Here is a 22,444-nt window from a genome sequence, read left to right on the forward strand (position 1 = left end):
GCGCGCCATGTCCTCCCAGTTCGGCCAGGACCGCCTGGTGCTGCAACTACTCAACGGTCAGCGCAACGGATTTTTCCTCGACACCGGTGCGGCCGACGGCATCCGCAGCAGCAACACGGTATTGCTGGAACGCGAATTCGGCTGGCGCGGCCTGTGCGTCGAACCCAACGACGCGTTTTACCAAAAGCTGATCCATACGCGCCGCTGCATGTGTCTGCATGCCTGCCTGTACGACCGCGAGACCGAACTGCCCTTCCTCGAAGCGGCCGGCACGTTGGGCGGCCTGATCAACGAATTCGGCCCCGGACAAATGGCGCACGCCGTCAAAACCCAGCGCCTGCCACTGGACGCCGCCGGCATGCCGCCACTGGTCAGAAAGCGCACCATGACCACCGCCACCGCGCTGGCGCTGGCCGAGGCGCCGCCAGTCATCGACTACTGGAGCCTGGACACCGAAGGCACCGAATTGCTGCTGCTGAAGAGTTTCCCGTTCGATCGCCACACGTTCAACGTCATCACCGTCGAACACAATCACCAGCCAGCGCGACAGGCGATTCGCCGCTTTCTGGAAGCGCGTGGCTTCATCCATCTGACGGCGTGGTTTATTGACGATTGCTACATCCGCGCGGCGGCGTTTCCCGGCCGGCATGCAAGCAGTGTGGTGTGGCGACGCCGGCTTTAGTCGGTGAGCGATATCACGCGGTCGCCGTCGCCGGCCTTGCAGCCATCAGCGATCGGCATCCAGCCGCGATGGATGACAATCTGCTTTTCGTCATGGCAAATCTCCACCCGTTCGCTTTGCGGAAAGCGGTCGCGCACAAACGCCTCTACCGTGCTGGGCAGGCTGATATGCAGTTGAAGTGCGGCGCGGTCCTCGTCCGGATGATCATCCAGATGCAGCAACGGCACGAAGTACGACGCCAGCATCAGCCAGCGTGAGCCGACCTCGACCGGCTGCGGTGCATAGTGCTGCTCACGCAACCACTGCTGCGCGCGTTCGCGTAAATCATCGCCATCCGGCAGATCGCCCCAGCCGGCGGCCAGCATTTCGATCAGCCATTGATTGCAGTTCTGGTATTGCAGGCCGTACGCGTAGGCATTGGCGCTGTACTGCGCGCCCAGCAGGTGCAAGGCACGCGAGGTATCGAGCAAGGCCGGCCTCAGCGCCAGCACCGCCTGCGGCGGCAGACGCACGATGCTGACGTAGCCCAGTTGCGGATCGTCGGTGCCCATGGCGAAACCGGCCAGGCCCTGATCGTAGATGCGCGGGCGGCCCTCATCGCAGGCGTAATACAGCTGACGCGCCGACCACGCGCCCTGCTCCGAACGCCACGCCACAGCGCCATGCGAATAGCGGATGTGAAAGCGCGACAGGTCGAGGCCGGAACGGCTGACCAGCGCCACGCCGTCGTCGGTGGCGGCCAGCTCGTCGCGCAGCACGGCGGCGAAGCGCAGCAGGCGATCCTGCTCGGCTGCGCTCAGTTCGTGCGAGCGGTCGCAGAAGCGGCCGGACGAGGCCTGCGCCTGGCCAGCCGTCGCGGCCCCCATCAGCAGGCCCAGCGCCAGCGTGCGGAAAAGTCTCAAAGGCTCAGCGGACGCGACGCCAGTTCGCCATACCACTCATCGGCCAGCACCAGATAGAACGGCTGGCGATTATCGGCGCGGCCGAATTCGATGCCGTAGACGCGGTTGTGCGCATACATCGTATCGCCGACGGCCAGCTGCTGCTTGTCGAAGGTGGTGTGCGGCAGGTCCAGCACGATGCGCTGGGCCGGATCGTCGGCCTGCATGGTGACGCGGATGCGCTCGGCGCGGTCCGGCGTGGCGGCGATGTCAATGATGCGGTAATCGGCATCCGCCGTGCGGTGGCCCTTGTTGTTCGAGCTGTTGCTGGAACCGGCCAGCGAATCGGACACGCTGCCGCTGGAGGCCGAACTCGCGCTCGACGCCGACGACGCCAGACTATCCGCCTGCGCATTCAGCGCCAGCCCCAAGGCGCCGGCGGCGCACATCAATCGCATGGTCAAAGTGATATTCATCTGCACTTCCCGAAATTCTGAAAATGAAAGTATATCGCTTCAGCCTGCCATTGAGGCAGCTTGCTCGATGATCCAGTCACGTACGACCTCCGCGTTGGCATCGGCGGCAGTGCGCGTATGCAGCCAATAGGCGTAATCGCAAGGCACGGCGGGGTGTGCGCTGGCCGGCGCCAGACGGCCCTGCTCCAGCAGATCGCGCACCAGCGGCAGACGGGCCAGCGCCACGCCCTGCCCGGCCAGCGCCGCCTGCACCACCTGATCGTACTGATTAAACCGCAACACGCTGCGCGGCTTGCCATGTGCCACGCCAGCCACGCCCGCCGCGCGCAGCCAGGCCGGCCATTGCAGCCACGGGCGCGAGACATCGTCAAATTCGAGCAAGGTATGTTGCTGCAGTTGCGTTTCGATTGCTTGCACCTGCAGCGATGGATGCGCCACCGCCACCAGCGTTTCGCCAAACAGGCGCAGCGCGCCGGGCGGCGCATCTTCCGCGCGGCAGTAGCGGATGGCCATGTCGATCTGTTCGCGCTCCAGATCGGCGAAACGGTTGCTGGCGGCGACGCGCACATCGATGTCGGGCGCGGCCTGCTGGAAGGCGTTCAGGCGCGGCAGCAGCCACAAGGCGGTGACGCCGATGCTGGCGCTGACCGTGACCGTCGGCCGCGCGCCGCCCGGCTGCAGCGTATCGAGCACTTCGCCCAATTGTTCAAGCATGGCGTCGGCACTGCGGAACAGGCGGCGGCCTTGCGCGGTGAACTCGATGGCGCGGTAGCCGCGCACTAGCAGCGGGTAGCCCAGCGACGCTTCCAGCGCCTGGATTTGCCGGCTAAGCGCCGACTGGGTCAGGCACACATCGTGTGCCGCCAGCGTGATACTCATGCGGCGGCCGACTGCGACAAAGCTGCGCAGCAGGTCGAGGGGCGGCAGATCAAGGAGGCGATTGCTCATCAATCCAATGTATCACATGCTTGCAGCGAATGTGAAAGCGTCCAAGATACCGTTTGAGCGGCGGCTGGCGTTGCGGTTCAATGCAGTCATCGACATCAAGGAGATTGCCATGACACCCGCCATTGCCACCACGCTGGAATATCTGTGCCCGACGCCGCAACGCCCCTTTACGCGCATGTTTGAGCCGCGCGACGGCCAGCCGCGCGAGAATGCCGACTATGCGCGTCAGCCGGTCACCATCCACGACGCCCGCGCCTCGGCCACACTGCTGGAACGCGAAGGCTACACATTGCGCCACGCGCCTAGCGCGGTGACCGACTTCCGCGACAAGGACGAGGTGGTGCGCCGCTATTATCCCGAGGTGGCGGAACTGGCGCTCGCGGTGACGGGCGCCAGCCAAGCCTATGTGTTCGACCATCTGGTGCGCCAGCGCCAGCCGGGCACGCCGCACGCCTTCGGCCGCGTGGATGGTCAGCGGCCCGGCGCGGCTGGCCGCGTGCATTGCGACTTCACCGCCGTGTCCGCGCAACGCCGGCTGGCGCAGGAACTCGGGCCGCAAGCGGCGCCAGTGCGGCGCTATGCCATCCTCAACCTGTGGCGCTCAATCCGCCATCCGGTGCTGGACGCGCCGCTGGCCATGTGCGACGCCCGCAGCGTAGCGCCGGGCGACCTGGTGGCCAGCGATATTTTTTATCCGGACCGGGCTGGCGAAATCTACCAGTTGTTGCATAATCCTGAGCACGCATGGTCGTACTTCCCGGCCATGACGCGCGACGAGGTGCTGATCTTCCGGCAGTTCGATTCCGCGACTGCGGCCTGTTACACGCCGCACGCGGCGTTCGAGCATCCGCTGGCGCCGCCGGACGCCGCGCCGCGCGAAAGCATCGAGATCCGCTGTCTGCTGGTTTATGCATAGGAGTTCGCCATGAGTGACATCACCTGCTGGTTCGACTTTGCCAGTAACTACAGCTACCTGAGCGTGCTGCGGCTGGCGCGGCAGAAAGACGTGATCGTGCAATGGAAGCCGTTCCTGCTGGGGCCGATCTTCCAGGCGCAGGGCTGGGACAATTCGCCGTTTGTGCTGCAGAAGGACAAGGGCGATTACGTGTGGAAGGACATGCCGCGCGAATGCGCCAAATACGGGCTGCCATGGCGCCAGCCGTCTGAGTTTCCGCGCCGCTCGCTGCTGGCTGCACGGGTGGCGCTGCTGGGCGAGCATCAGCCGTGGATGGCGGAATTTTGCGCCCGCGTCATGCTGGCCAACTTTGAGCATGACGAAGACATCGGCAGCTCGGAGGTGATCGCCGCCATCCTCACCGGCATCGGCCTCGACGCCGAAGCGCTGCTGACGGCCGCCCAGTCCGACGACAACAAAGCCCGCCTGCGCGCCCGCAACGACGAAGCTCAGGCCCTGCACCTGTTCGGCGCCCCCACCTTCTTCGTCGGCACCGAAATGTACTGGGGCAACGACCGCCTGGCCGACGCCCTGGCCTTAACCAAGTGCCGCTAGTCTTGCCTGGTAGCGCTCCATATAGATGCGCAACACCTGACTAATCCGCTTCGAACGCTCTGGCTCAGGAAGGGTGGACCTAAACCATTCGTAGATATCGCTATCAACAACCACACTGTTCTTTTCAACCAATGGTCCAAGTCTTCGTGCCTTCGCAAAGAATTCTTCACCCAGTTCAGGAATATCACTCAAATCAATATCCTCGTTCATAACGTTTCTCCTCAAATTTCGACGCTTTTCCCATTCGAAGTCCATGGCCGCTCCGTCTCAGTATAGAGCGCGATTTGGCGCACACTGTTGGATGGTGCGCTGCCTGCGGAGAGCCACTGTTGAGGTGAATCAGATAGACGAAACAGCAGATTGTTGCGGCGATGCCGCTGTTGGCTGAAGCATATTCAGGGATGCCGTATAATCTTAGACCGCCCTCAGCCTTCCGGCGCGCCTCCCCACGACCTTAGAGATATTAAATGAATAACAACGTGTCCCGTCCCGTCATGTCCAAGACCGATGCCCAGCTGCGCGCCATTCTCGCCCGCCGCATCATGATCCTCGACGGCGCGATGGGCACCATCATCCAGCAGTACAAACTGGATGAAACCGCCTACCGTGGCGGCCCGGACGGCCAGTTCATCAACTTCGCCGCGCCAGAAGGCTCCGGCGCGCGCGAACTGTTCGTCAAGGGTAACAACGAACTGCTGACGCTGACCCAGCCGCACGTGATCCAGGAGATCCACGAGCGCTACCTGGCCGGCGGCGCCGACCTGATCGAGACCAACACCTTCGGCGCCACCTGGATCGCCCAGGACGATTACTACATGGGCCACCTGGCCTACGAAATGAACGTGGCCGCCGCCAAGCTGGCGCGCGCCGCCACCGCCAAGTACAGCACACCGGACAAGCCGCGCTTCGTCGCCGGCGCGCTCGGCCCGACGCCGAAGACCGCCTCGATCTCGCCCGACGTCAACGACCCGGCCGCCCGCAACATCACCTTCGACCAGCTGGTCGACGCCTACTACGAGCAGACCAAGGGCCTGATCGAAGGCGGCGTCGACCTGCTGCTGGTGGAAACCATCTTCGACACGCTGAACTGCAAGGCCGCGCTGTTCGCCATCGAAAAATTCTACGAAGAGCACCCGGCGCAGGAACGCCTGCCGCTGATGATTTCCGGCACCGTGACCGACGCCTCCGGCCGCATCCTGTCCGGCCAGACCGTGCCGGCCTTCTGGAACTCGGTGCGCCACGCCAAGCCGCTGACCATCGGCCTCAACTGCGCACTCGGTGCGGCGCTGATGCGTCCATACGCGGAAGAGCTGTCGCAGATCGCCGATACCTTCGTCTGCATCTACCCCAACGCCGGCCTGCCCAACCCGATGAGCGACACCGGTTTCGACGAGCTGCCGGCCGACACCTCGGCCCTGCTGAAAGATTTCGCCGAGGCTGGCTTCGTCAACATCGCCGGCGGCTGCTGCGGCACCACGCCGGACCACATCAAGGCCATCGGCGAGATCCTGTCGACCGTCGAGCCGCGCAGCCTGCCGCACGTGCCGGTGGCGCAGCGCCTGTCGGGCCTGGAGCCTTTCACGATTGACGACAGCTCGCTGTTCGTCAACGTCGGCGAACGCACCAACGTCACCGGCTCCAAGGCCTTCGCCCGCATGATCCTCAACGAGCAGTACGACGAGGCGCTGAGCGTGGCGCGCCAGCAGGTGGAAAACGGCGCCCAGGTGATCGACATCAACATGGATGAAGCGATGCTGGATTCGCAAGCCGCGATGACCCGCTTCCTGAACCTGATCGCCTCGGAACCGGACATCTCGCGCGTGCCGATCATGATCGACTCGTCCAAGTGGTCGGTGATCGAAGCCGGCCTGAAATGCGTGCAAGGCAAGTCCATCGTCAACTCCATCTCGATGAAGGAAGGCGAAGAAGAATTCATCCGCCAAGCCAAGCTGTGCCTGGCTTACGGCGCCGCCGTCATCGTCATGGCCTTCGACGAAAAAGGCCAGGCCGACACCTTCGAACGCAAGATCGAAATCTGCGAGCGCGCCTACCGGCTGCTGGTGGACAACGTCGGCTTCCCGCCGGAAGACATCATCTTCGACCCGAACATCTTCGCCATCGCCACCGGCATCGAAGAGCACAACAACTACGCGGTCGACTTCATCAACGCCACCCGCTGGATCAAAGAGAACCTGCCGCACGCGAAGATTTCCGGCGGCGTCTCCAACGTCTCGTTCTCGTTCCGCGGCAACGACCCGGCGCGCGAAGCGATCCATACCGTATTCCTGTACCACGCCATCAAGGCCGGCATGACCATGGGCATCGTCAACGCCGGCATGGTCGGCGTCTACGACGACCTGCCGGCCGAGCTGCGCGAACGGGTCGAGGACGTGGTGCTGAACCGCCGCGACGACGCCACCGAACGCATGATCGAAATCGCCGGCACGCTGAAGGCCGGCGCTGGCAAGCAGGACGCCGCCAACCTGGAATGGCGCAACGCCCCGGTCGAGAAGCGCCTGGCGCACGCGCTGGTCCACGGCATCACGCAGTGGATCACGGAAGACACCGAAGAAATGCGCGCCGCCGTATTCGCCAAGGGCGGCCGCCCGATCCACGTGATCGAAGGTCCGCTGATGGACGGCATGAACATCGTCGGCGACCTGTTCGGCCAGGGCAAGATGTTCCTGCCGCAGGTGGTCAAGTCGGCGCGCGTGATGAAGCAGGCTGTGGCGCACCTGATTCCGTACATCGAGGAAGAAAAGCTGGCGGAAGAAAAACGCACCGGCATCATCGCCAAGCCGAAGGGTAAGATCGTCATCGCCACCGTCAAGGGCGACGTGCACGACATCGGCAAGAACATCGTCTCGGTGGTCCTGCAATGCAATAACTTTGAAGTGGTCAACATGGGCGTGATGGTGCCGGCCTCCGAGATCCTGGCCCGTGCCAAGGTGGAGAACGCCGACATCATCGGCCTGTCCGGCCTGATCACGCCGTCGCTGGAAGAAATGGCCCACGTGGCCAAGGAAATGCAGCGCGACGAACACTTCCGCATGCTGAAGATTCCGCTGCTGATCGGCGGCGCCACCACCAGCCGCGCCCACACGGCGGTCAAGATCGCCCACAACTACGACGGTCCGGTGGTGTATGTGCCGGATGCGTCGCGTTCGGTATCGGTGGCGCAATCGCTGCTGACGCCGGAATCGCGCGACCAGTACATCACCGATCTGGAGCAGGATTACGAGCGCATCCGCGAACAGCACGCCAACAAGAAGGCGCTGCCTATCCTGTCGCTGGCCGACGCCCGCGCCAACAAGATGAAATTGTCGTTTGCCCCGGTCAAGCCGAAGTTCATCGGCCGCCGCGAATTTAAAAACGTCGACCTCGGCACCATCGCCAAATACATCGATTGGGGCCCGTTCTTCCAGACCTGGGATCTTGCCGGTCCCTTCCCCGCCATCCTGACTGACGAGGTGGTGGGCGAGGCCGCCAGCAAGGTCTACGAAGAAGGCCAGGCCATGCTGAAGAAACTGATCGACGGCCGCTGGCTGACCGCCAACGGCGTCATCTCGCTGTTGCCGGCCAATGCGGTCAACGACGACGATATCGAGATCTATACCGACGATACCCGCTCGACCGTGGACTTCACCTACTACGGCCTGCGCCAGCAAGGCGTCAAGCCGGTGGTCGATGGCGTGCAGCGTCCGAACCAGTGCCTGGCCGATTTCATCGCGCCGAAGGCCAGCGGCATCAAGGATTACATCGGCATGTTTGCCGTCACCGCCGGACTCGGCATCGAGAAGTATGAGAAGCGCTTTGAAGATGCACACGACGATTACTCGTCGATCATGCTGAAGTCGCTGGCCGACCGTCTGGCCGAGGCGTTTGCCGAGTACCTGCACGAGCGCGTGCGGACAGACCTCTGGGGTTATGCTGCCGACGAAAAACTCAGCAATGAGGAAATGATCAGCGAGAAGTATGTCGGCATCCGTCCGGCGCCAGGCTACCCGGCCTGCCCGGAGCACACCGTCAAGCGCGAGATGTTCAACACCATGCAGGCCGAAGAAATCGGCATGGTGCTGACCGATTCGTTCGCCATGTATCCAGGTGCTGCCGTCTCCGGATTCTACTTCGCCCACCCGGAGTCGAAATACTTCGTGGTCGGCAAAATCGGCGAAGACCAGCTCAACGACATGGTCAAGCGCCGTGGCGTCGACAAGGCCGACATGGAACGCTGGCTGGCGCCTAACCTGTCCTAATCGAGCGGCGGCACCGCGCCGTCCGCCAGGGTCTTGAGCAGGCGCGCCCGGCGCCGTTCCAGATCGAGAATCTGCTTTTCAATCGAGGCCAGCCGTTTGCGCTGGGCCTCGGTCGTTTGGGTGCAAGCCGCCGCGCCTTCTATCATCCGCATGCAATCCGGGAAGGAACGTATTTCTTCCAGGCTGAATCCGGTCGCGATCATGCGCTGGATCTGGCGCACCTGCGTGATCGCCGCCGGCGGAAACAGGCGATACCCATTCTCGCCGCGCACCGACGTCAGCAAACCGTGTTCATCGTAGTGGCGGATAGAACGCACGCTGGCGCCGGTCGCGCCGGCCAGCTTGCCTATCGTCAGCGGGTCTTTATCCATACGGAACAGCATAGCATTTTTTTGCTTGACCCTCACACCGGTGTCAGGGTTCACACTGCGGGCTCACCTCACTCAAGGAGCCTTTATGTTCATCCTCAATCCACTCCGCCTGCTGCCCGCGCTGCTGCTGGCCGCCGTGCTGCATGCTTCGGCACAGGCCCGCGACTATACGGCGACCGCGCCGGACGGCGTCACCCTGGCCGTGCACGAAAGCGGCAATCCGCAAGGCGTGCCAGTCATCTTCATCCACGGCCTGCTTGGCAGCCACCTGAACTGGTCGGAACAGCTGGCCAGCCCGCAGCTGCAACGCTACCGCCTGATTACCTATGACTTGCGCGGCCATGGCTTGTCCGCCAAGCCTTCGGGCACCGAGGCCTATAGCGACGGCCGCCGCTGGGCCGCCGACCTGCAGGCCGTGATGCAGGCGGCGCAGGCGCGCAAGCCGGTACTGGTGGGATGGTCGTTCGGCGGCGCCGTCATTTCCAACTATCTTGCTGCGTATGGCGACAAGGCGATCGCCGGCGCCGTGTATGTGGATGGCGTCATCGAGCTGAAGCCCGAGCAGATCACGCCGCATCCTGAAATTTACCGCGATCTGGTATCGGATGACCTGCGCACGCACCTCGATGCGATCAACACTTTCCTGCGCTTGTGCTTCCAGAAGCAGCCGGCGGCGACGGTGTTCGAACGCCTGCTGGCCAACGCGGCCATGGCCTCATGGGATATGCAGCGCGGCGTACAGTCGATGACGGTGCCGGCAGCCGAAGGACTGCGCGCAGCCAGCGTGCCGCTGCTCCTGCTGTATGGCGAACAGGACGCGCTGGTACGCACTGAACCAGCCATCGCCCGCGCGGTGGCGCTCAATCCGCGCATCCAGAGCAAGCGCTACGCCCAGTCCGGTCATGCCCCGTTCCTGGAAGAGGCGCAGCGCTTCAATAACGACCTGGCCGCTTTTATCGATCAGCGGCGCTGATCCTTCAGGAACTTCCACACGGCCAGCGCGCCGAACACGGCGGCGAAGCCCAGCTGCACCGCCATGGCCGGCGCCGCGCCGTCCAGCCCCAGGCCGCGCCAGGTGACGGCATCCAGGCCGTCCACTGCCCAACGGGTCGGCACCACCAAGGTGGCGGTCTGCATCCATTGCGGGAACACGAATGACGGTACCCAGGCGCCGCCCAGCATCACCAGGATCAGCGTGGCGAAGGTGGCGATGCCGCGCGCCGCTTCCGGCGTCTTGCCGAAGGCGGCGATCAGCAGGCCGAAGGCGGCCGTCATCAAGCCGAAGCAAATCGCCATGCCGATGAAGCCGGGCACGCTGGTGATCTGCACCTTGAAGATCAGCACCGCGCACACGAACATGGCGACCATCAGGCCGGTAGCGATGATGGCGCCGGCGACGGCGCGGCCCAGGATGATGGTCGACAGCGATACCGGCGCGGCCAGCAGGCGGCTCCAGATGCCCTGGCGCTGCTCCAGCAGGATGCTGATGCCGAGATTAATCCCCATGAACAGGATGAACTGCACGCCCATGCCGGCGAACGAGTGCGCGTAGCCGTTGTATTTGGGGCCGCTGCTCAGCGCTTCTTCCTGCGTGGTGTACGGCATGGTCATACCGCCGGGCGCTGCGGCGGCGTCCGCTACGGCGCTGGCGGCAGCAGACGCGGTTTGCGCGGCTTGTGTCGCGGCGCGCTGGTCCTGGAATTTCTTCAGGCTGACGAGAAAATCGCCCAGCTGCGCCTGCTCCGGGCTGCGGCTGGCAGCGGCCGGCAACTCGGCCAGATACTTGTCGGTGGCCTGGGTGTTCTTGCCGCTCATGACGGATGCGCTGGTCACCTGCATCACCTGCTGCGTCAGCAAGCCCTTGACCATCGCCAGCACCGTCGATTGCGACGGGTCGTAATACAACGGCAGCTGCGGCTTGTCACGGCCGCTGAACAGCGCCGCCGACGCCTGCTCGCCAAAGCCGGCCGGAATCACCACCGCCACCGGCAGCTTGCCGCTGCGCACCTTGGCCTGCGCCTCATCCTGGCTCAACTCCACCACGTTGAGCACCTTGTCCGCCTTCAGGCCGGCGGCGATTTTCTGGCTTTGTTCGGACTGGTCCTGCACCACCAGGCCGAGGTCGATCTTGCTGGTGCTGTCGCCGCCGCCATTGCCGCCGAACAGCGAGCCGAAGAACGCCGCCAGCACCACCGGCATCAGCAGGTGCAGCATCAGCGCGCGCTTGTCTTTCAAGTAGAGAATCAGATCCTTGCGGACCAGGGCTATCAATGCAGTCATGTCGGGTTCTCTCAGTCGCGCAGGCTGCGGCCGGTCAGGTTGAGGAAGATGTTTTCCAGCGAGGTGCGGGCGGTGGCGAAGTGCAGCAGCGCATGGCCCTGCCCGTCCAGCCAGGCCAGCACCGGCGCCGCCTGCGAGGCAGCGGCCAGGCCGATGTTCAGCGTGGCGCCGCTGCGTTCGACGGTGGTCACGCCATCCAGCGCCTGCACGCCGGCCAGCAGTGCCGCCGATGGCTCGTTGGCCAGTTCCACTGCCAGCGCCGCCTGCGCCGGCAGGCGGTGATACAGCGCGGCCGGGGTTTCGTCGGCCAGCACCTTGCCATGGTCGATGATGACGATATGGTCGGCCAGCCGCTCCACTTCTTCCATGTAGTGGCTGGTGTAGATCAGCGAGTGGCCCTGCGCCTGCAAGGCTTCCAGCGTGTCGAAGATGGCGTTGCGGCTTTGCGGATCGACGCCGACAGTCGGCTCGTCGAGGATCAGCAGTTGCGGCTCGTGCAGCAGCGCGGCGGCGATGTTGAGACGGCGCTTCATGCCGCCGGAGAACGTGGCCGGTACATCGGCCGCGCGGTCGGCCAGGTTGACCAGCGCCAGCACCTGGTCGCAGCGCTCCTTCAGCTGCGTGCCCTTCAGCCCGTACAGCGCGCCGAACAGCTTGAGGTTTTCCAGCGCCGACAAATCCTCGTACAGCGCCAGGTCTTGCGGCACGAAACCGATCTTGCGCTTGGCGGCGCTGGCGCCCTGTCCGATGACGTCGCCATCGAGCACGATGCGGCCGGTGTCGGCCCGCAGCAGGCCGCAGATCATGCCGACCGTGGTCGACTTGCCGGCGCCGTTGGGACCGATCAGGCCGACGGTCTGGCCGCGCTGCACCTTGAACGACACGTCATCGACGGCCTTGCGGGCGCCGTAGGACTTCGAAATTTGCTCCACGCTCAGTAACACCGCCACCTCCGTGCTGTTCGATATGACTTGCAGGATAGCGTTGCCATAACAAATTGGCAAGCTGCGATGAACTTTTACCTTCTGCGGGCGGACTAAGTAAGACGCCGCCATCCGGCGGCCTGACTACTCTGGGAGGCAATATGGCAAACAATCCATCCGTCAAACGCTGGCAAGACCAGTTGATCCTGCTGCTGGGCCTGTGGTTTTTCATCACGCCTTGGGTGTTTGGCTATCCGATGCCGTCCGTGCAGGCGTGGACGGCGTTTATCTCGGGCGCGGTGATCGCGTTGCTGGCGGCGTTTGATCTGTACAAGACCTACTTCTGGGCGGTGGTGCTGAATCTGCTGGTGGGGATCTGGGTGGCGGTGTCGCCATGGGTGCTGCGCCTGGCGGACAACCGCGAGTTGATGTGGAACTCGGTGGTGGTGGGCATTGCGGTGGCGGTGCTGGCGCTGTGGGAAATGCGCACCGATCCGGAATTGGTGAAGCATTGGCCGGGCGCAGGCCATGCGACCTGACCCGGCGCGCGTGGTGTGCTACAGCGCGTAGCGCACCACGTTGTCGCTCCACTCGAAGGCGGCCATTTCCAGCTCCACCAGTTCGTCGGTGGACATGGCGAGGTCGCGCAGCGTCGGCACGATGTGGTTATCCATTTCCTCGATCCGCTCGATGCACTCCATCAGCTTGAGCAAGTCGCCATAGAAACCGCCCCGATGCAGCAACGCATCGCGCACCTCGTCGCCGACCGGAATCTGCTCCAGGATCTCGTCCATCTGGATGCCGAACAGCGTATCCATCAGCGACATGATGCCGACCGTGAACGCAATATCGGCCACCTCGCGCTGGTTGTGGCGCAGCTTGCCGGCCAACAGTTCCAGCAGGCGGCCGCGCGTGGTGGCCAGCATCAGCAGCGGCGTCATGCTGTGGCCGCGCTTGCTCGGTTCGGCGTACAGCATGATTTGCAGCCAGCGCTGCAACTGGCGGCGGCCGAGAATGGTCACGGCCTGGCTCAGCGAATCGATGCGCTGGCGTGCGCCGACCGCCGGCGTGTTCACCAGCCGCAGCAGGTTCAAGGCCAGCGACACGTCGCGCTTGATGGCGCGTTCGATTTCCTGGTTGTCGGCATCGGACGTGACCAGGGTCATCAACTCCATCACCGCCAGCTGCGACGGCGACAGCTTCTTGCCGCTCATGATCACCGGCTTGGAGAAGTAATAGCCTTGGAAGTAATCAAAGCCCAGATCCAGGCAATTCTTGAATTCTTCGCGCGTTTCGACCTTTTCCGCCACCAGCTTTTTCTTCTCCTGGCGGAAGCGCGGCGCCAGCTTGGACAGCGTGGACAGCGGAATATTGCGCATGTCCATCTTGACGTAGTCGACCAGCGGCAGCAGCGCCAGCACGTCCTCGTTTTCGCCGGTCACATCGTCCAGCGCAAAGCGGAAGCCATGACTGGCCAGTTCGCGGATGCGGGTGACGATCTCCGGCGTGGCCGGCATGGTGTTGACGATTTCCAGCACCACCTTCTCGCGCGGCAGGAAGGAAAAGATATCGCTCATCAGCACGCTGGCATCGACATTCACAAAACCCAGCGCGTCGCCGATGGTTTTTTCCATGCCCAGTTGCGAGGCGTGCGCGATCACGGCCGCCGTGGCGCTCAGGTCGTCGGTGATGTTGGCCGGCCCCACTGGAGCGTTGCGGAACAGCAACTCATAGCCGAACAGGGCTTGGTTACGGTCCAGAATAGGCTGGCGCCCCAGATAAAACTCGCGCACGCGCAAGCTCCGGGGACCGCTGTCATGTAGGGTGAGATCGATCATCGCGGGTCCAAAATCAAAAACGGTCTGTTGCACGTTCCATTTTGACAGTAATAAACCCCGATGTCTTGGGGAATTTACATCATGCACTGACGAAAATATTGTCGCCCTGCCCAATGACGCCATCTGCGGTGTATTACTCGCCTGCTGGTTACGGCACGGTGCCGAACGGTGAATTGAGCGCCGCCGGGCAGCGCAGCACCGCGTTGCCCGGCGTGTGCTCCACACTGTCCGGCGGCACACCGCTGCATGCCTGTGCCAGTGCCGGCGGCGTAAAGCGCTCCAGCACGCGGTTACGCTGGTCCAGACGGTAGCCCTGGCCGCCGACCATGACGCGTTCATGGCAGTCGCCATCAAGACAATACGAGACGCAATCGGCGCACACAGTGGCCGACTCATCGAAGGCCTCGCAGTGGTCGAACCTGGCCGGAATGCGTACCTGGAAGTTGCTGGAGTCGAAATAACCGCACTTGGCGCCGCTGCGGAACCGGCCCAGTCCAGCGCGCGCATGCGGATAATCGAAATCGCCGGCGTGGTAAATGCCGGGCACCACCACCACGCCCCGCCGGTCCAGCGCCACCAGTTCGCGCGGCCGTTCAATCACGATCACGGCATGGCCACTGCGGTCGAACTTGAGCCTGGCCAGATATTCCCGCTTGAGCTGGCGCACTGCCCGTTGTCCGGTGAAACAGGCAGCGGACCAGTCTTCATCGGGCGAAGACGGCGGGCAGGATGCGGCGGCACTGCATGCGACCGGCATCAGCGCCACAAGCAGCGCGGCCCATACCGACTTCACTACTTCAGCTCCCAGAACTTGACCCGCACCGTCTGGATCAGGCGCGTGCGTTCGGGGTCCACCTGCGTCAGCCAGAAATAGAAATCGGTGTTGCCGGAATCGTTGTGGCCGTCGGCGTAAGCCAGCGTTCTGGCGCTGCCATCCCACAGCGTGAAGTGGCCGGAGGCGTCGCCCCAGCCGCTCACCTCGAACGCCACGATGCCGTTCTTGCCGGCCAGCCTGGTGTCGATGAATTCCTGCCCCTGCCTGACGCGCTCCTTGATCTGGAGGGCCAGCGCGGCATCGTCCTTCAGCAGCGTCTTGGGAATCACGGTCAGGCCGAGCTCCTCGTCCACGCCCTTGAAGCGGCGCGCCAGTTCGGCCTTCAGGTCGGCCACCCGCAGCCAGTACCAGTAGCCGTCGCCGCCCTGGATGCTGGCGCCGCCCCCTTTGGCGAGCGTCAGGCCGCTGCGGTTAAGCCCGTAGGACATGCGCACCGCGCAACTATTCTCATAGCCGGGCTGGGCGTAAAGCCTGACGAACTTGCCGCCGATCTGGCTGTCGTACAGCGTCTGCGTGGTCACGCTGCCGGCGGGATAGTTCTTTTGCATGTCCGCCCAGGCGGGCCGGCGTGGCGCCGCCGTGGGCGTGGCACTTCCGGATGGGGCGGTATTGGGCACAAGAACCTCAACGGCACGGTGGATTGGTAGAAATCTTATCTGATTTATACCCGGTGCGGCTTCCGATTCTGCTTATTGTGGACAACCGTCAATAAACAGCTTCAGTTCGCCCGGCAGGAAGGCGGTCCACTGCTCGTTGGTGGTCAGCGGCTGGGTGACGATGATGGCGACTCGGTCGTTGGGCGTGGTCACCTGCGCGAAATCCACGCTGACGTCTTCGTCCGACAGCTTGGCGGTCTCGAACGGATGCTGGCGCACCAGGTAGAACAGATTGGTCGAGCAATGCGCAAACAGCTCGCCGCCGGACGACAGCATCATATTGAAGGTGCCGTGCGTGGCGATCTCGTGCACTAGCGAACTGAGCATGGAACGCAGTTCATCCAGCGGCGGCCGCTGGTCGCCGAAGCGCGCGCGCAGCTGTTGCAGGATGTAGCAGAAGGCCCGTTCGCTGTCGGTGGTGCCGACCGGGCGGAAGGCGCCGTTCAGCAGCGGATCGAATTCCTTCAGGTCGCCATTGTGGGCAAACACCCAGTACTGCCCCCACAACTCGCGCACGAAAGGGTGGCAATTCTCCAGCATCACCTGGCCTTGGGTGGCCTTGCGGATGTGGGCAATGACATTGGTGGATTTGATCGGGTAACGCTTGATCAGCTCGGCAATCGGCGACGCAACCGCCGCCTGGTGATCGACGAAATGGCGCACGCCGGCGCCTTCAAAAAAGGCGATGCCCCAGCCGTCGTGGTGGGTATCAGTCTGGCCGCCACGCATGGCGAAGCCGGTAAAGCTGAACACAATGTCGGTCGGGACATTGCAGTTCATTCCGAGGAGTTGGCACATGGCGTGATTATAACCACGCCATGCGCCTGCCGGTCCGTTTTAATGCAGCAGCACGGGCTGGCTCATCAACTCATCGTAACTGCCTAAAAACTCGTCGATTTCGGCCATCGTCGGTTCCCCGGCGATCAGTTCGTTGACGTCGCGGCGGAAGCTTTTCGCCAGTTCGCCGGCGATGAAGATTTCCCGCTTGCCGCCTTTGTCGACAATTTCATAGCCGCCGAAACGCAATGCGTCCAGGTTGCGGTCAACGCCGAATTCGACAACACTGTATTGCTCGCTGTTGTAGATGAGGTTCATTTTGCTTCCTTTCTCAAGGGGCGAAACACCTGCGTTTCCGCCTTCAACACCCAATTGGGGTCGAAAACGGGCCAATTCAAGGCCAATCAGCGGGCTGGGATTAGGCCGCGATGTCGTCTTGCAGTTCCAGCAAGGCCCCGTAGGGCGCCTCGGACAACCAGGAACGCAATTGTTCCAGGTGCTCGGCAGAGGCCAGACTGATGTATAACCGCGCGGGGGGACGGCGCAGCACACGGTTTAATGTTACTCGCAAAATCAGATTGCCGCTGCAATGCAGGCAGCCTGGAGCGATACGCAACACTTGCGGCACGGTATCAAAGGGAACCGGGCCTTCCGTGGGATCAAAGGATAACGCCGAACCGCCGTCCGACAAACCCTCCAGAATGATGGTGCTGGCCCCTTCCTTAGGCAGGAGGGCGGCAATGGCGGCCTCGCGCGCGCCGGCGCGAGGGCCAGTCACCAGCCAGGTCAGCACCGGCGCCCGGTGATGGGCGGCGCCGATGTCGGGAGTGGCCGTCACAATCAGGCGTTTTTCTTGGCCAGCTTGCCCGGCTCGACGCCCAGCTGCTTGAGCTTGCGGTACAGGTGGGTGCGTTCGAGGCCGGTTTTCTCGGCCACGCGCGTCATGCTGCCGCCTTCGCGGCCCAGGTGATGCTCGAAGTACATGCGCTCGAAGGCGTCACGCGCCTCGCGCAGCGGCAGGTCGAACGACAGGTTGAACATGTGGTTGTCGGCGCCGGCCACGGTGGCGCCACCGCGCACGGAAATCGCCGCCGCCGGGTTTTGCACCGCGAAACCGCCCAGTGCCGGCGTTTCTTCCGGCTGCGCCGCCACCACCGGACGCGGCGCCAGGGCCGGCGCGCGCACGGTTTCCTGGGCACGGGTCAGGCCGGCCTGCACCGCCTTCAGCAACTTTTGCAGCGCGATCGGCTTTTCCAGGAAGTTCAGCGCGCCGATGCGGGTCGCCTCGACCGCCGTATCGATGGTTGCATGGCCCGACATCATGATCACCGGCATGGTCAGCAAACCGTCGCGCTGCCATTCCTTGAGCAGCGTGACGCCATCGGTATCCGGCATCCAGATATCGAGCAGCACCAGGTCCGGCGCACCCTGGGCGCGCGCTTCGCGGGCCTGCTGGGCGTTTTCCGCCAGTTGTATTGCATGTCCCTCGTCGCTCAAGATTTCCGAGAGCAACTCGCGGATACCCATTTCATCGTCAACTACCAGAATGTTTGCCATCTTCCCTTGCCTTCCTCATTTCGCCGTCTTGCGACGGCAATGATTTTTGTACTCGTAGCCGTTAGCTATTTTGCGACGCCGGTGCTAACTTTAACAGCAAAATCAACACTGACGCGCCACTTCTATCGCCATGGTTCTGGATATCGATCCGTCCGCCATGTTCTTCGATAATTTTTTTCACCATCGCCAGGCCCAGCCCGGTGCCGCGCGCCTTCGAGGTCACGTACGGCTCGAACGCCCGCGCCAGGATTTTCGGCGCGAAGCCGGGGCCGTTGTCGCTGATCGCCAGCCGCACCGCCGTGCGCGTGCTGCCGTCCGCGCCCTGATAATGAATGGCTTCGGTGATCACGTCAATGCGCGCCTGCGGTGCGCCGCCCGCCAGTTCCGCCATGGCGTCCTGGGCGTTCTGCAGCAGGTTGTGAATCACCTGGCGCAGCTGGGTGGCGTCGCCCATCACCAGCGGCAGGCCGGGCGCCAGTTGCGGGTGGATGATGTCGTTGCCCTCGCCGCTGATATACAGATGCAGGATCTCGTCGATCAGCGCATTCAGGTCCAGCGGCCCCAGCACCGCCGGCGGCGTGCGCGCGTAATCGCGGAAGTCGTCCACCATGCGCTTCATCGCCGCCACCTGGTTGACGATGGTGGTGGTGCCCTTGTTCAGCAGCTCGGCATCCTGCGGCATCAGCTTGTCTTCCAGCTTCATCTGCATACGCTCGGCCGACAGCTGAATCGGCGTCAGCGGGTTCTTGATTTCGTGCGCCAGCCGGCGCGCCACCTCGCCCCAGGCGATCGAGCGCTGGGCCGAGATCACGTCCGAGATATCGTCGAACACCACCAGGTAGCCGCTGCCGCCTTCGACCGGCAGGCGCGAACCGCGCGTCAGCAGCGTCAAATCATTGCCCTCGACCCCGGCCGACTGCCGCGGCACTTCGATCTGGCGCTGCCAGTGTAACCGCGTCAGGTTGCGGCCGGCGGCCGATTGCGCATTCTGGCCGGCGAACGCGGCCACGATGGCGCCGCCGAACTCCTGCAGGCCCTCGATATCGTCCAGCCGCTGGCCGATCATGGTCACGCCGGCCTGCTGCAAAATGCGCTCGACCGAGTCATTGCAGCTGATCAGGTGGAATTCATGGTCCAGCACCATCACGCCGGCCGACATATTGGCCAGCACCGACTCCAGGTGGGCCTTGGCGTTCTGCACCGCCGCGCGGTTGCGCTCGACGGCGCTGCGGGCGTCCGACAATTGCCGGGTCATGGTGTTGAACGATTGCGTCAGCGTGCCCAGCTCGTCCGAGGTGGCGACGATCGGCCGCGGCGACAGATCGCCCTCGGCCACCGCGCGCGTGCCCTCGGCCAGCAGCAGCAGCGGCTGCGCCAGGTCGCTGGCGATCAGGAAGGCGCTGGCGATGGCGCCGAACACCGCCAGCAACAGGGTCAGCGTCAGCGTCACCAGATACATCTTGCGCAGGCCGTCGCGGGCGTCGAAGCGCTCCTTGTAGTCGGCATAGGCGCGGCGGATGGTTTCGCCGTCGGCTGCCAGCTGCGCCGGCGCCAGCTGGATCAATTGCAGATAGCGCGGCGCCAGGTGGGTGCCGTTGGGCTGGATGAAGTCGGGAATCGGCACCAGCACCCGCAACCGCAGCTGGTTGACCGGCTCGGCCGGCACCACCGGCGCGCTGACCAGGTCGCTGTGCAGCTCGTTGCCGCCTTCGGCCGCGCCGTACAGCTCTTCCTTCTTGACGGTGGCCATCATTTCGCGGGTCGGCAGGTCGGCGCTCAGGTTGCCGACCCGGCTGGCGCGGGCGCTGACCACCAGGCCGCCGTCGGCGTCGACGATGATGGCGTTTTGCATGCCGGTCTGTTCCTTGACCAGCGTCGCCAGCGTGCCGCGCTCGGTGCCGAACGGCCGCTCGGCCAGGTGTTCGGCGGTGCGGCTGGCGGTGGTGCTCAACTCGCCGATGGCGCGGTCCAGGCCGGCCCGGCTGAGGTTGATGCCGGACTTCAGCGCCTCTTCCACCGGCACGTTGAACCACGATTCAATCGAATGGGAAACGAACTGCACCGAGACCAGGAAGATCACCAGCCCCGGCAGCACGCCGATGGCGGCAAACAGCAGCACCAGCCGGGTCATCAGCTTGGAGCCGAACTTGCCGGCCTTGTAGCGCGAATACAGGCGGAACAGCGACACCACCACCAGCAGCAGCAGGCCGACCGCCACCGCCGCGTTCAAGCCCAGCAGCCAGGCATAGGAGCGATCGAAGAAGCCGGAATTGTCGGAGGCCGTGGCCAGCAGGAACAGCAGGATGCTGACGATGGCGCCGCCAACCACCGATAAATACCGCAGGGCCCGTTTCACTTACTCAGCCTTGTAGACAAAGGTTCGCTTGTCCGACGCCAGGCGCCATTCATTGTTGTTGAGGGCGTTGACCTTGAGCGGCTTCGGCACGTAGTTGGGGTCCAGCCCCATGCTCAGCTTGACGGTATAGGTTTCGCCAAGCTTCAGCGCGCCGCGCGGCGCCACCAGCCAGCGGTTGGGGCGGCGAATCAGGAACAGCGCCTCGTCCAGCGTCGGGAAGCTCTGGTACACGCTACCGCTGACGGCGACGTTGTACTGGCGCGTCAGCACGTTGTACGACAGGCTGACGGTCTGGCGCGCGGTGACGGCTTTTTCGTCAAACCAGTACCAGCGCGGGCGGGTGAATTCAATTTCGGTATAAAAATACAGGGTCTTGCCGTATTGCAGCGCGTCTTCCATCTCGTGGCTCAGTTCGAAGCCATAGGTGGCCGACAGCCGGTAGCCGTCTTCGGTGGCCTCGACCACGGCGCGGCGGATTTCCACGCCCTCGGCGGCCTGCGCCGGCTGCGACAGGACTGCCAGCAGCGCCAGCGTCAGCAGCAAGGGACCTAGCAGAAATCGAAACAATCGTCGCGTCACGTGGGGGCCGGTACTCAAGAGGTTACGCATTTTTCTGGAACAACGCGTAAAACAAACCATCGTGATCCTGCCCGGAGCCGCCGGCGGGGAGCAATTGACCGGGCGCATCCAGTCGTACCGCCTGATGTCGTACAGCAAAAGCGGCCGCCTGCGCCTCGGATTCCTGCGGCCACAAGGAACATGTCACGAATAGCAATTTACCACCCGGTGCCAGCATCTGCCAAAGATTGTCGAGGATTTTGCCGGAAAGTGTTGCAAGTTGGAGCGTGTCGGCCTTGCGGCGCAGCCAGCGGATATCCGGGTGGCGGCGCACGATGCCGGAGGCGGTGCACGGCACGTCAGCCAGGATGCGGTCGTATTGCTGGCCGTCCCACCAGTCTTTGTTCTGGGCGTCGGCGGCCTGCAAGCTGGCCTTCAGTTGCAAACGTTGCAAGTTCTCGCCGACCCGCGCCAGGCGCTTGGCATCGGCGTCCAGCGCGGTGACGTCGGCGTCGGCCAGTTCCAGGATGTGGCAGGTCTTGCCGCCGGGCGCGGCGCAGGCATCCAGCACGCGCATGCCGTTTTGCACGTCCAGCAACGGCGCCGCCAGTTGGGCGCCGGCATCCTGCACCGACACTTCGCCGTCGGCAAAGCCGGGAATCAGCTGCACGCCGACCGCCTTGTCCAGCCGCACTGCGTACGGGCCGATCTGGCTGGCGCCGATGCCGGCGGCGGCCAGCTTGGCCAGGTATTGTTCTACCGTGGTGTGGCGGGCGTTGACGCGCAGCGTCAGCGGCGGCGCGCTGTTGCCGCTGGCCAGGATGGCTTGCCATTGCTGCGGCCAGGCGGTCTTGGCGGCGTCGATCCACCACTGCGGATAGTTCCATTTTGCTACGGGTTGCAGCAATACCGCGTCCAGCAGCGCCTGGCGCTCGCGCAGGAAGCGGCGCAGCACGGCGTTGACCATGCCCTTGGCGCGGGCGGTATCCGGATGCGATTCGGCGGCGGTGACGGTCTGGTCGACCACGGTGAAATCTTCGTACGGGCGCGGCTCATCGGGCGACGCCAGCAGCGCCAGCGCGCACGACAGCAGGGCCGACACCAGCGGCTCCGGCGCTTTCGGCGCCATCAGGCTGACCAGCGCCTCGCTCTGGCCCAGCTGGCGCATGGCGCGGTAGCTGATGTCCTGCATGGCGCCGCGTGCCTGCGGCGTGATTTCCGGCAGTCGTCCCCATACATGGCCCAGCGCCAGCGGCAGATTGGTGCCGGTGCGCACCTGGGCGATGGCGTTGGCGGCGCCCATCAGGCTATAGGCCAGGGCATCGGGTTTGAGGCTGGTCTGGAAGTTGGTCTGCAACGCCGGTTTCAGCTCCCGCGCATGACTGGCGCGCATTTTTGGCGCGGCCGGCTTGGCGGCAGACTTCAAGGAGAGCGTTGGACGCTTGTTCATATGTTAATTCCAGAGTGGGGCGACGGCCGTGATCGCGCAGTATACATTAGCGCCAGACGCAAGGCGACAGCGGGATTGCCTTAATTTCGG

At 63.9% G+C, this 22,444-nt stretch carries 23 protein-coding genes; 6 read left to right on the top strand and 17 right to left on the bottom strand.

The genetic code is table 11. The annotated features are described in order from the left end of the window. The first annotated feature begins 7 nt into the window (after nucleotides 1–7). A complete protein-coding gene (locus GTP69_RS25975) occupies nucleotides 8–682 on the top strand; it encodes an FkbM family methyltransferase (protein WP_161057594.1) in 675 nt (224 codons plus the stop codon). Here the strand turns inward: GTP69_RS25975 and GTP69_RS25980 are convergent. From GTP69_RS25980 to GTP69_RS25990, 3 genes are read right to left on the bottom strand one after another with little or no spacing between them, the layout of a single operon-like run. After that, entirely contained in the window at nucleotides 679–1,584 is a 906-nt protein-coding gene (locus tag GTP69_RS25980; RefSeq protein ID WP_371868124.1) for a DUF2145 domain-containing protein, read from the bottom strand. The genes GTP69_RS25975 and GTP69_RS25980 overlap by 4 nt on opposite strands. Further along, a complete protein-coding gene (locus GTP69_RS25985; RefSeq protein WP_161057595.1) occupies nucleotides 1,581–2,039 on the bottom strand; it encodes a hypothetical protein in 459 nt (152 codons plus the stop codon). Before GTP69_RS25985 ends, GTP69_RS25980 begins: the two co-directional genes overlap by 4 nt. Before the next feature lie 39 nt (nucleotides 2,040–2,078). Further along, nucleotides 2,079–2,987, bottom strand: coding sequence for a LysR substrate-binding domain-containing protein (locus GTP69_RS25990; RefSeq protein WP_161057596.1), 909 nt, complete (start codon nucleotides 2,985–2,987; stop codon nucleotides 2,079–2,081). Between the two features lie 109 nt (nucleotides 2,988–3,096). On the opposite strand from GTP69_RS25990, the gene GTP69_RS25995 reads away from it, so the two are divergent. Further along, nucleotides 3,097–3,903 carry a CmcJ/NvfI family oxidoreductase gene (locus GTP69_RS25995; protein WP_161057597.1) on the top strand — a complete coding sequence of 269 codons (807 nt, stop codon included), beginning with the start codon at nucleotides 3,097–3,099 and terminating at the stop codon, nucleotides 3,901–3,903. A gap of 9 nt (nucleotides 3,904–3,912) precedes the next feature. Next, nucleotides 3,913–4,497 (top strand): 2-hydroxychromene-2-carboxylate isomerase, encoded by a 585-nt coding sequence (locus tag GTP69_RS26000; RefSeq protein WP_161057598.1) that lies wholly within the window; start codon nucleotides 3,913–3,915, stop codon nucleotides 4,495–4,497. Here the strand turns inward: GTP69_RS26000 and GTP69_RS26005 are convergent. Then, nucleotides 4,480–4,707 (bottom strand): BrnA antitoxin family protein, encoded by a 228-nt coding sequence (locus GTP69_RS26005; RefSeq protein WP_161057599.1) that lies wholly within the window; start codon nucleotides 4,705–4,707, stop codon nucleotides 4,480–4,482. The two genes, GTP69_RS26000 and GTP69_RS26005, sit on opposite strands and share 18 nt — an antisense overlap. 284 nt (nucleotides 4,708–4,991) lie before the next feature. Here GTP69_RS26005 and metH point away from each other — a divergent pair, with 284 nt between their 5' ends. Next, entirely contained in the window at nucleotides 4,992–8,753 is a 3,762-nt protein-coding gene (gene metH / locus GTP69_RS26010; RefSeq protein ID WP_161057628.1) for a methionine synthase, read from the top strand. Here the strand turns inward: metH and GTP69_RS26015 are convergent. After that, nucleotides 8,750–9,136 carry a MerR family transcriptional regulator gene (locus GTP69_RS26015; protein ID WP_229261155.1) on the bottom strand — a complete coding sequence of 129 codons (387 nt, stop codon included), beginning with the start codon at nucleotides 9,134–9,136 and terminating at the stop codon, nucleotides 8,750–8,752. The genes metH and GTP69_RS26015 overlap by 4 nt on opposite strands. Before the next feature lie 73 nt (nucleotides 9,137–9,209). Here GTP69_RS26015 and GTP69_RS26020 point away from each other — a divergent pair, with 73 nt between their 5' ends. Then, the gene (locus GTP69_RS26020; RefSeq protein ID WP_161057600.1) at nucleotides 9,210–10,097 is read left to right on the top strand and encodes an alpha/beta fold hydrolase; all 888 of its coding nucleotides are present in this window, start codon (nucleotides 9,210–9,212) and stop codon (nucleotides 10,095–10,097) included. On the opposite strand, the gene GTP69_RS26025 is transcribed toward GTP69_RS26020, so the two are convergent. After that, the gene (locus GTP69_RS26025; RefSeq protein WP_161057601.1) at nucleotides 10,085–11,404 is read right to left on the bottom strand and encodes an ABC transporter permease; all 1,320 of its coding nucleotides are present in this window, start codon (nucleotides 11,402–11,404) and stop codon (nucleotides 10,085–10,087) included. The genes GTP69_RS26020 and GTP69_RS26025 overlap by 13 nt on opposite strands. Before the next feature lie 11 nt (nucleotides 11,405–11,415). Then, complete coding sequence (locus GTP69_RS26030; RefSeq protein ID WP_371868125.1) at nucleotides 11,416–12,336, bottom strand: ABC transporter ATP-binding protein; 921 nt, start codon at nucleotides 12,334–12,336, stop codon at nucleotides 11,416–11,418. Between the two features lie 152 nt (nucleotides 12,337–12,488). On the opposite strand from GTP69_RS26030, the gene GTP69_RS26035 reads away from it, so the two are divergent. After that, nucleotides 12,489–12,866, top strand: coding sequence for an SPW repeat protein (locus GTP69_RS26035; RefSeq protein WP_161048531.1), 378 nt, complete (start codon nucleotides 12,489–12,491; stop codon nucleotides 12,864–12,866). Nucleotides 12,867–12,884: 18 nt separating this feature from the next. Here GTP69_RS26035 and GTP69_RS26040 read toward each other — a convergent pair whose 3' ends face one another. The 10 genes from GTP69_RS26040 to rsmB form a co-directional block, all read right to left on the bottom strand. Continuing rightward, complete coding sequence (locus GTP69_RS26040; protein WP_161057603.1) at nucleotides 12,885–14,165, bottom strand: EAL and HDOD domain-containing protein; 1,281 nt, start codon at nucleotides 14,163–14,165, stop codon at nucleotides 12,885–12,887. A gap of 148 nt (nucleotides 14,166–14,313) precedes the next feature. Further along, complete coding sequence (locus GTP69_RS26045; RefSeq protein WP_161057604.1) at nucleotides 14,314–14,958, bottom strand: hypothetical protein; 645 nt, start codon at nucleotides 14,956–14,958, stop codon at nucleotides 14,314–14,316. After that, nucleotides 14,958–15,548, bottom strand: a complete 591-nt coding sequence (locus GTP69_RS26050; protein ID WP_161057605.1) for a type VI secretion system amidase effector protein Tae4 — start codon at nucleotides 15,546–15,548, stop codon at nucleotides 14,958–14,960. Before GTP69_RS26050 ends, GTP69_RS26045 begins: the two co-directional genes overlap by 1 nt. Nucleotides 15,549–15,689: 141 nt before the next feature. Further along, entirely contained in the window at nucleotides 15,690–16,454 is a 765-nt protein-coding gene (locus GTP69_RS26055) for a class II glutamine amidotransferase (RefSeq protein WP_161057606.1), read from the bottom strand. Nucleotides 16,455–16,493: 39 nt separating this feature from the next. Then, nucleotides 16,494–16,751, bottom strand: coding sequence for a BTH_I0359 family protein (locus tag GTP69_RS26060; protein ID WP_110847458.1), 258 nt, complete (start codon nucleotides 16,749–16,751; stop codon nucleotides 16,494–16,496). 100 nt (nucleotides 16,752–16,851) lie between these two features. Then, complete coding sequence (locus tag GTP69_RS26065; RefSeq protein WP_161057607.1) at nucleotides 16,852–17,271, bottom strand: GTPase; 420 nt, start codon at nucleotides 17,269–17,271, stop codon at nucleotides 16,852–16,854. 2 nt (nucleotides 17,272–17,273) lie between these two features. Beyond that, a complete protein-coding gene (locus GTP69_RS26070; protein WP_110847460.1) occupies nucleotides 17,274–17,990 on the bottom strand; it encodes a response regulator in 717 nt (238 codons plus the stop codon). 61 nt (nucleotides 17,991–18,051) lie between these two features. Continuing rightward, on the bottom strand, nucleotides 18,052–20,346 hold the full coding sequence (locus GTP69_RS26075; protein ID WP_161057608.1) for a sensor histidine kinase: 2,295 nt from the start codon (nucleotides 20,344–20,346) through the stop codon (nucleotides 18,052–18,054). After that, on the bottom strand, nucleotides 20,347–20,955 hold the full coding sequence (locus GTP69_RS26080; protein WP_161057609.1) for a DUF4390 domain-containing protein: 609 nt from the start codon (nucleotides 20,953–20,955) through the stop codon (nucleotides 20,347–20,349). It abuts the gene before it with no gap. Beyond that, nucleotides 20,948–22,354, bottom strand: coding sequence for a 16S rRNA (cytosine(967)-C(5))-methyltransferase RsmB (gene rsmB / locus GTP69_RS26085; protein WP_161057610.1), 1,407 nt, complete (start codon nucleotides 22,352–22,354; stop codon nucleotides 20,948–20,950). The genes GTP69_RS26080 and rsmB overlap by 8 nt, the downstream gene beginning before the upstream one ends. Nucleotides 22,355–22,444: the final 90 nt, after the last annotated feature.

This window comes from Duganella levis, assembly GCF_009857605.1.
In the GTDB taxonomy this organism is placed as follows: domain Bacteria; phylum Pseudomonadota; class Gammaproteobacteria; order Burkholderiales; family Burkholderiaceae_D; genus Rugamonas; species Rugamonas levis.

Bases quoted from the DNA above. Each gene is read 5' to 3' on its own strand.
- GTP69_RS26000 (WP_161057598.1), top strand. From the start codon at position 3,913: ATGAGTGACATCACCTGCTGGTTCGACTTTGCCAGTAACTACAGCTAC.
- GTP69_RS25990 (WP_161057596.1), bottom strand. From the start codon at position 2,987: ATGAGCAATCGCCTCCTTGATCTGCCGCCCCTCGACCTGCTGCGCAGC.
- rsmB (WP_161057610.1), bottom strand. From the start codon at position 22,354: ATGAACAAGCGTCCAACGCTCTCCTTGAAGTCTGCCGCCAAGCCGGCC.
- GTP69_RS25995 (WP_161057597.1), top strand. From the start codon at position 3,097: ATGACACCCGCCATTGCCACCACGCTGGAATATCTGTGCCCGACGCCG.
- GTP69_RS26020 (WP_161057600.1), top strand. From the start codon at position 9,210: ATGTTCATCCTCAATCCACTCCGCCTGCTGCCCGCGCTGCTGCTGGCC.
- GTP69_RS26050 (WP_161057605.1), bottom strand. From the start codon at position 15,548: ATGCAAAAGAACTATCCCGCCGGCAGCGTGACCACGCAGACGCTGTAC.
- metH (WP_161057628.1), top strand. From the start codon at position 4,992: ATGTCCAAGACCGATGCCCAGCTGCGCGCCATTCTCGCCCGCCGCATC.
- GTP69_RS25985 (WP_161057595.1), bottom strand. From the start codon at position 2,039: ATGAATATCACTTTGACCATGCGATTGATGTGCGCCGCCGGCGCCTTG.
- GTP69_RS26060 (WP_110847458.1), bottom strand. From the start codon at position 16,751: ATGAACCTCATCTACAACAGCGAGCAATACAGTGTTGTCGAATTCGGC.
- GTP69_RS26035 (WP_161048531.1), top strand. From the start codon at position 12,489: ATGGCAAACAATCCATCCGTCAAACGCTGGCAAGACCAGTTGATCCTG.
- GTP69_RS26070 (WP_110847460.1), bottom strand. From the start codon at position 17,990: ATGGCAAACATTCTGGTAGTTGACGATGAAATGGGTATCCGCGAGTTG.
- GTP69_RS26040 (WP_161057603.1), bottom strand. From the start codon at position 14,165: ATGATCGATCTCACCCTACATGACAGCGGTCCCCGGAGCTTGCGCGTG.
- GTP69_RS26005 (WP_161057599.1), bottom strand. From the start codon at position 4,707: ATGAACGAGGATATTGATTTGAGTGATATTCCTGAACTGGGTGAAGAA.
- GTP69_RS25975 (WP_161057594.1), top strand. From the start codon at position 8: ATGTCCTCCCAGTTCGGCCAGGACCGCCTGGTGCTGCAACTACTCAAC.
- GTP69_RS26015 (WP_229261155.1), bottom strand. From the start codon at position 9,136: ATGCTGTTCCGTATGGATAAAGACCCGCTGACGATAGGCAAGCTGGCC.
- GTP69_RS26055 (WP_161057606.1), bottom strand. From the start codon at position 16,454: ATGTGCCAACTCCTCGGAATGAACTGCAATGTCCCGACCGACATTGTG.
- GTP69_RS26025 (WP_161057601.1), bottom strand. From the start codon at position 11,404: ATGACTGCATTGATAGCCCTGGTCCGCAAGGATCTGATTCTCTACTTG.
- GTP69_RS26080 (WP_161057609.1), bottom strand. From the start codon at position 20,955: ATGCGTAACCTCTTGAGTACCGGCCCCCACGTGACGCGACGATTGTTT.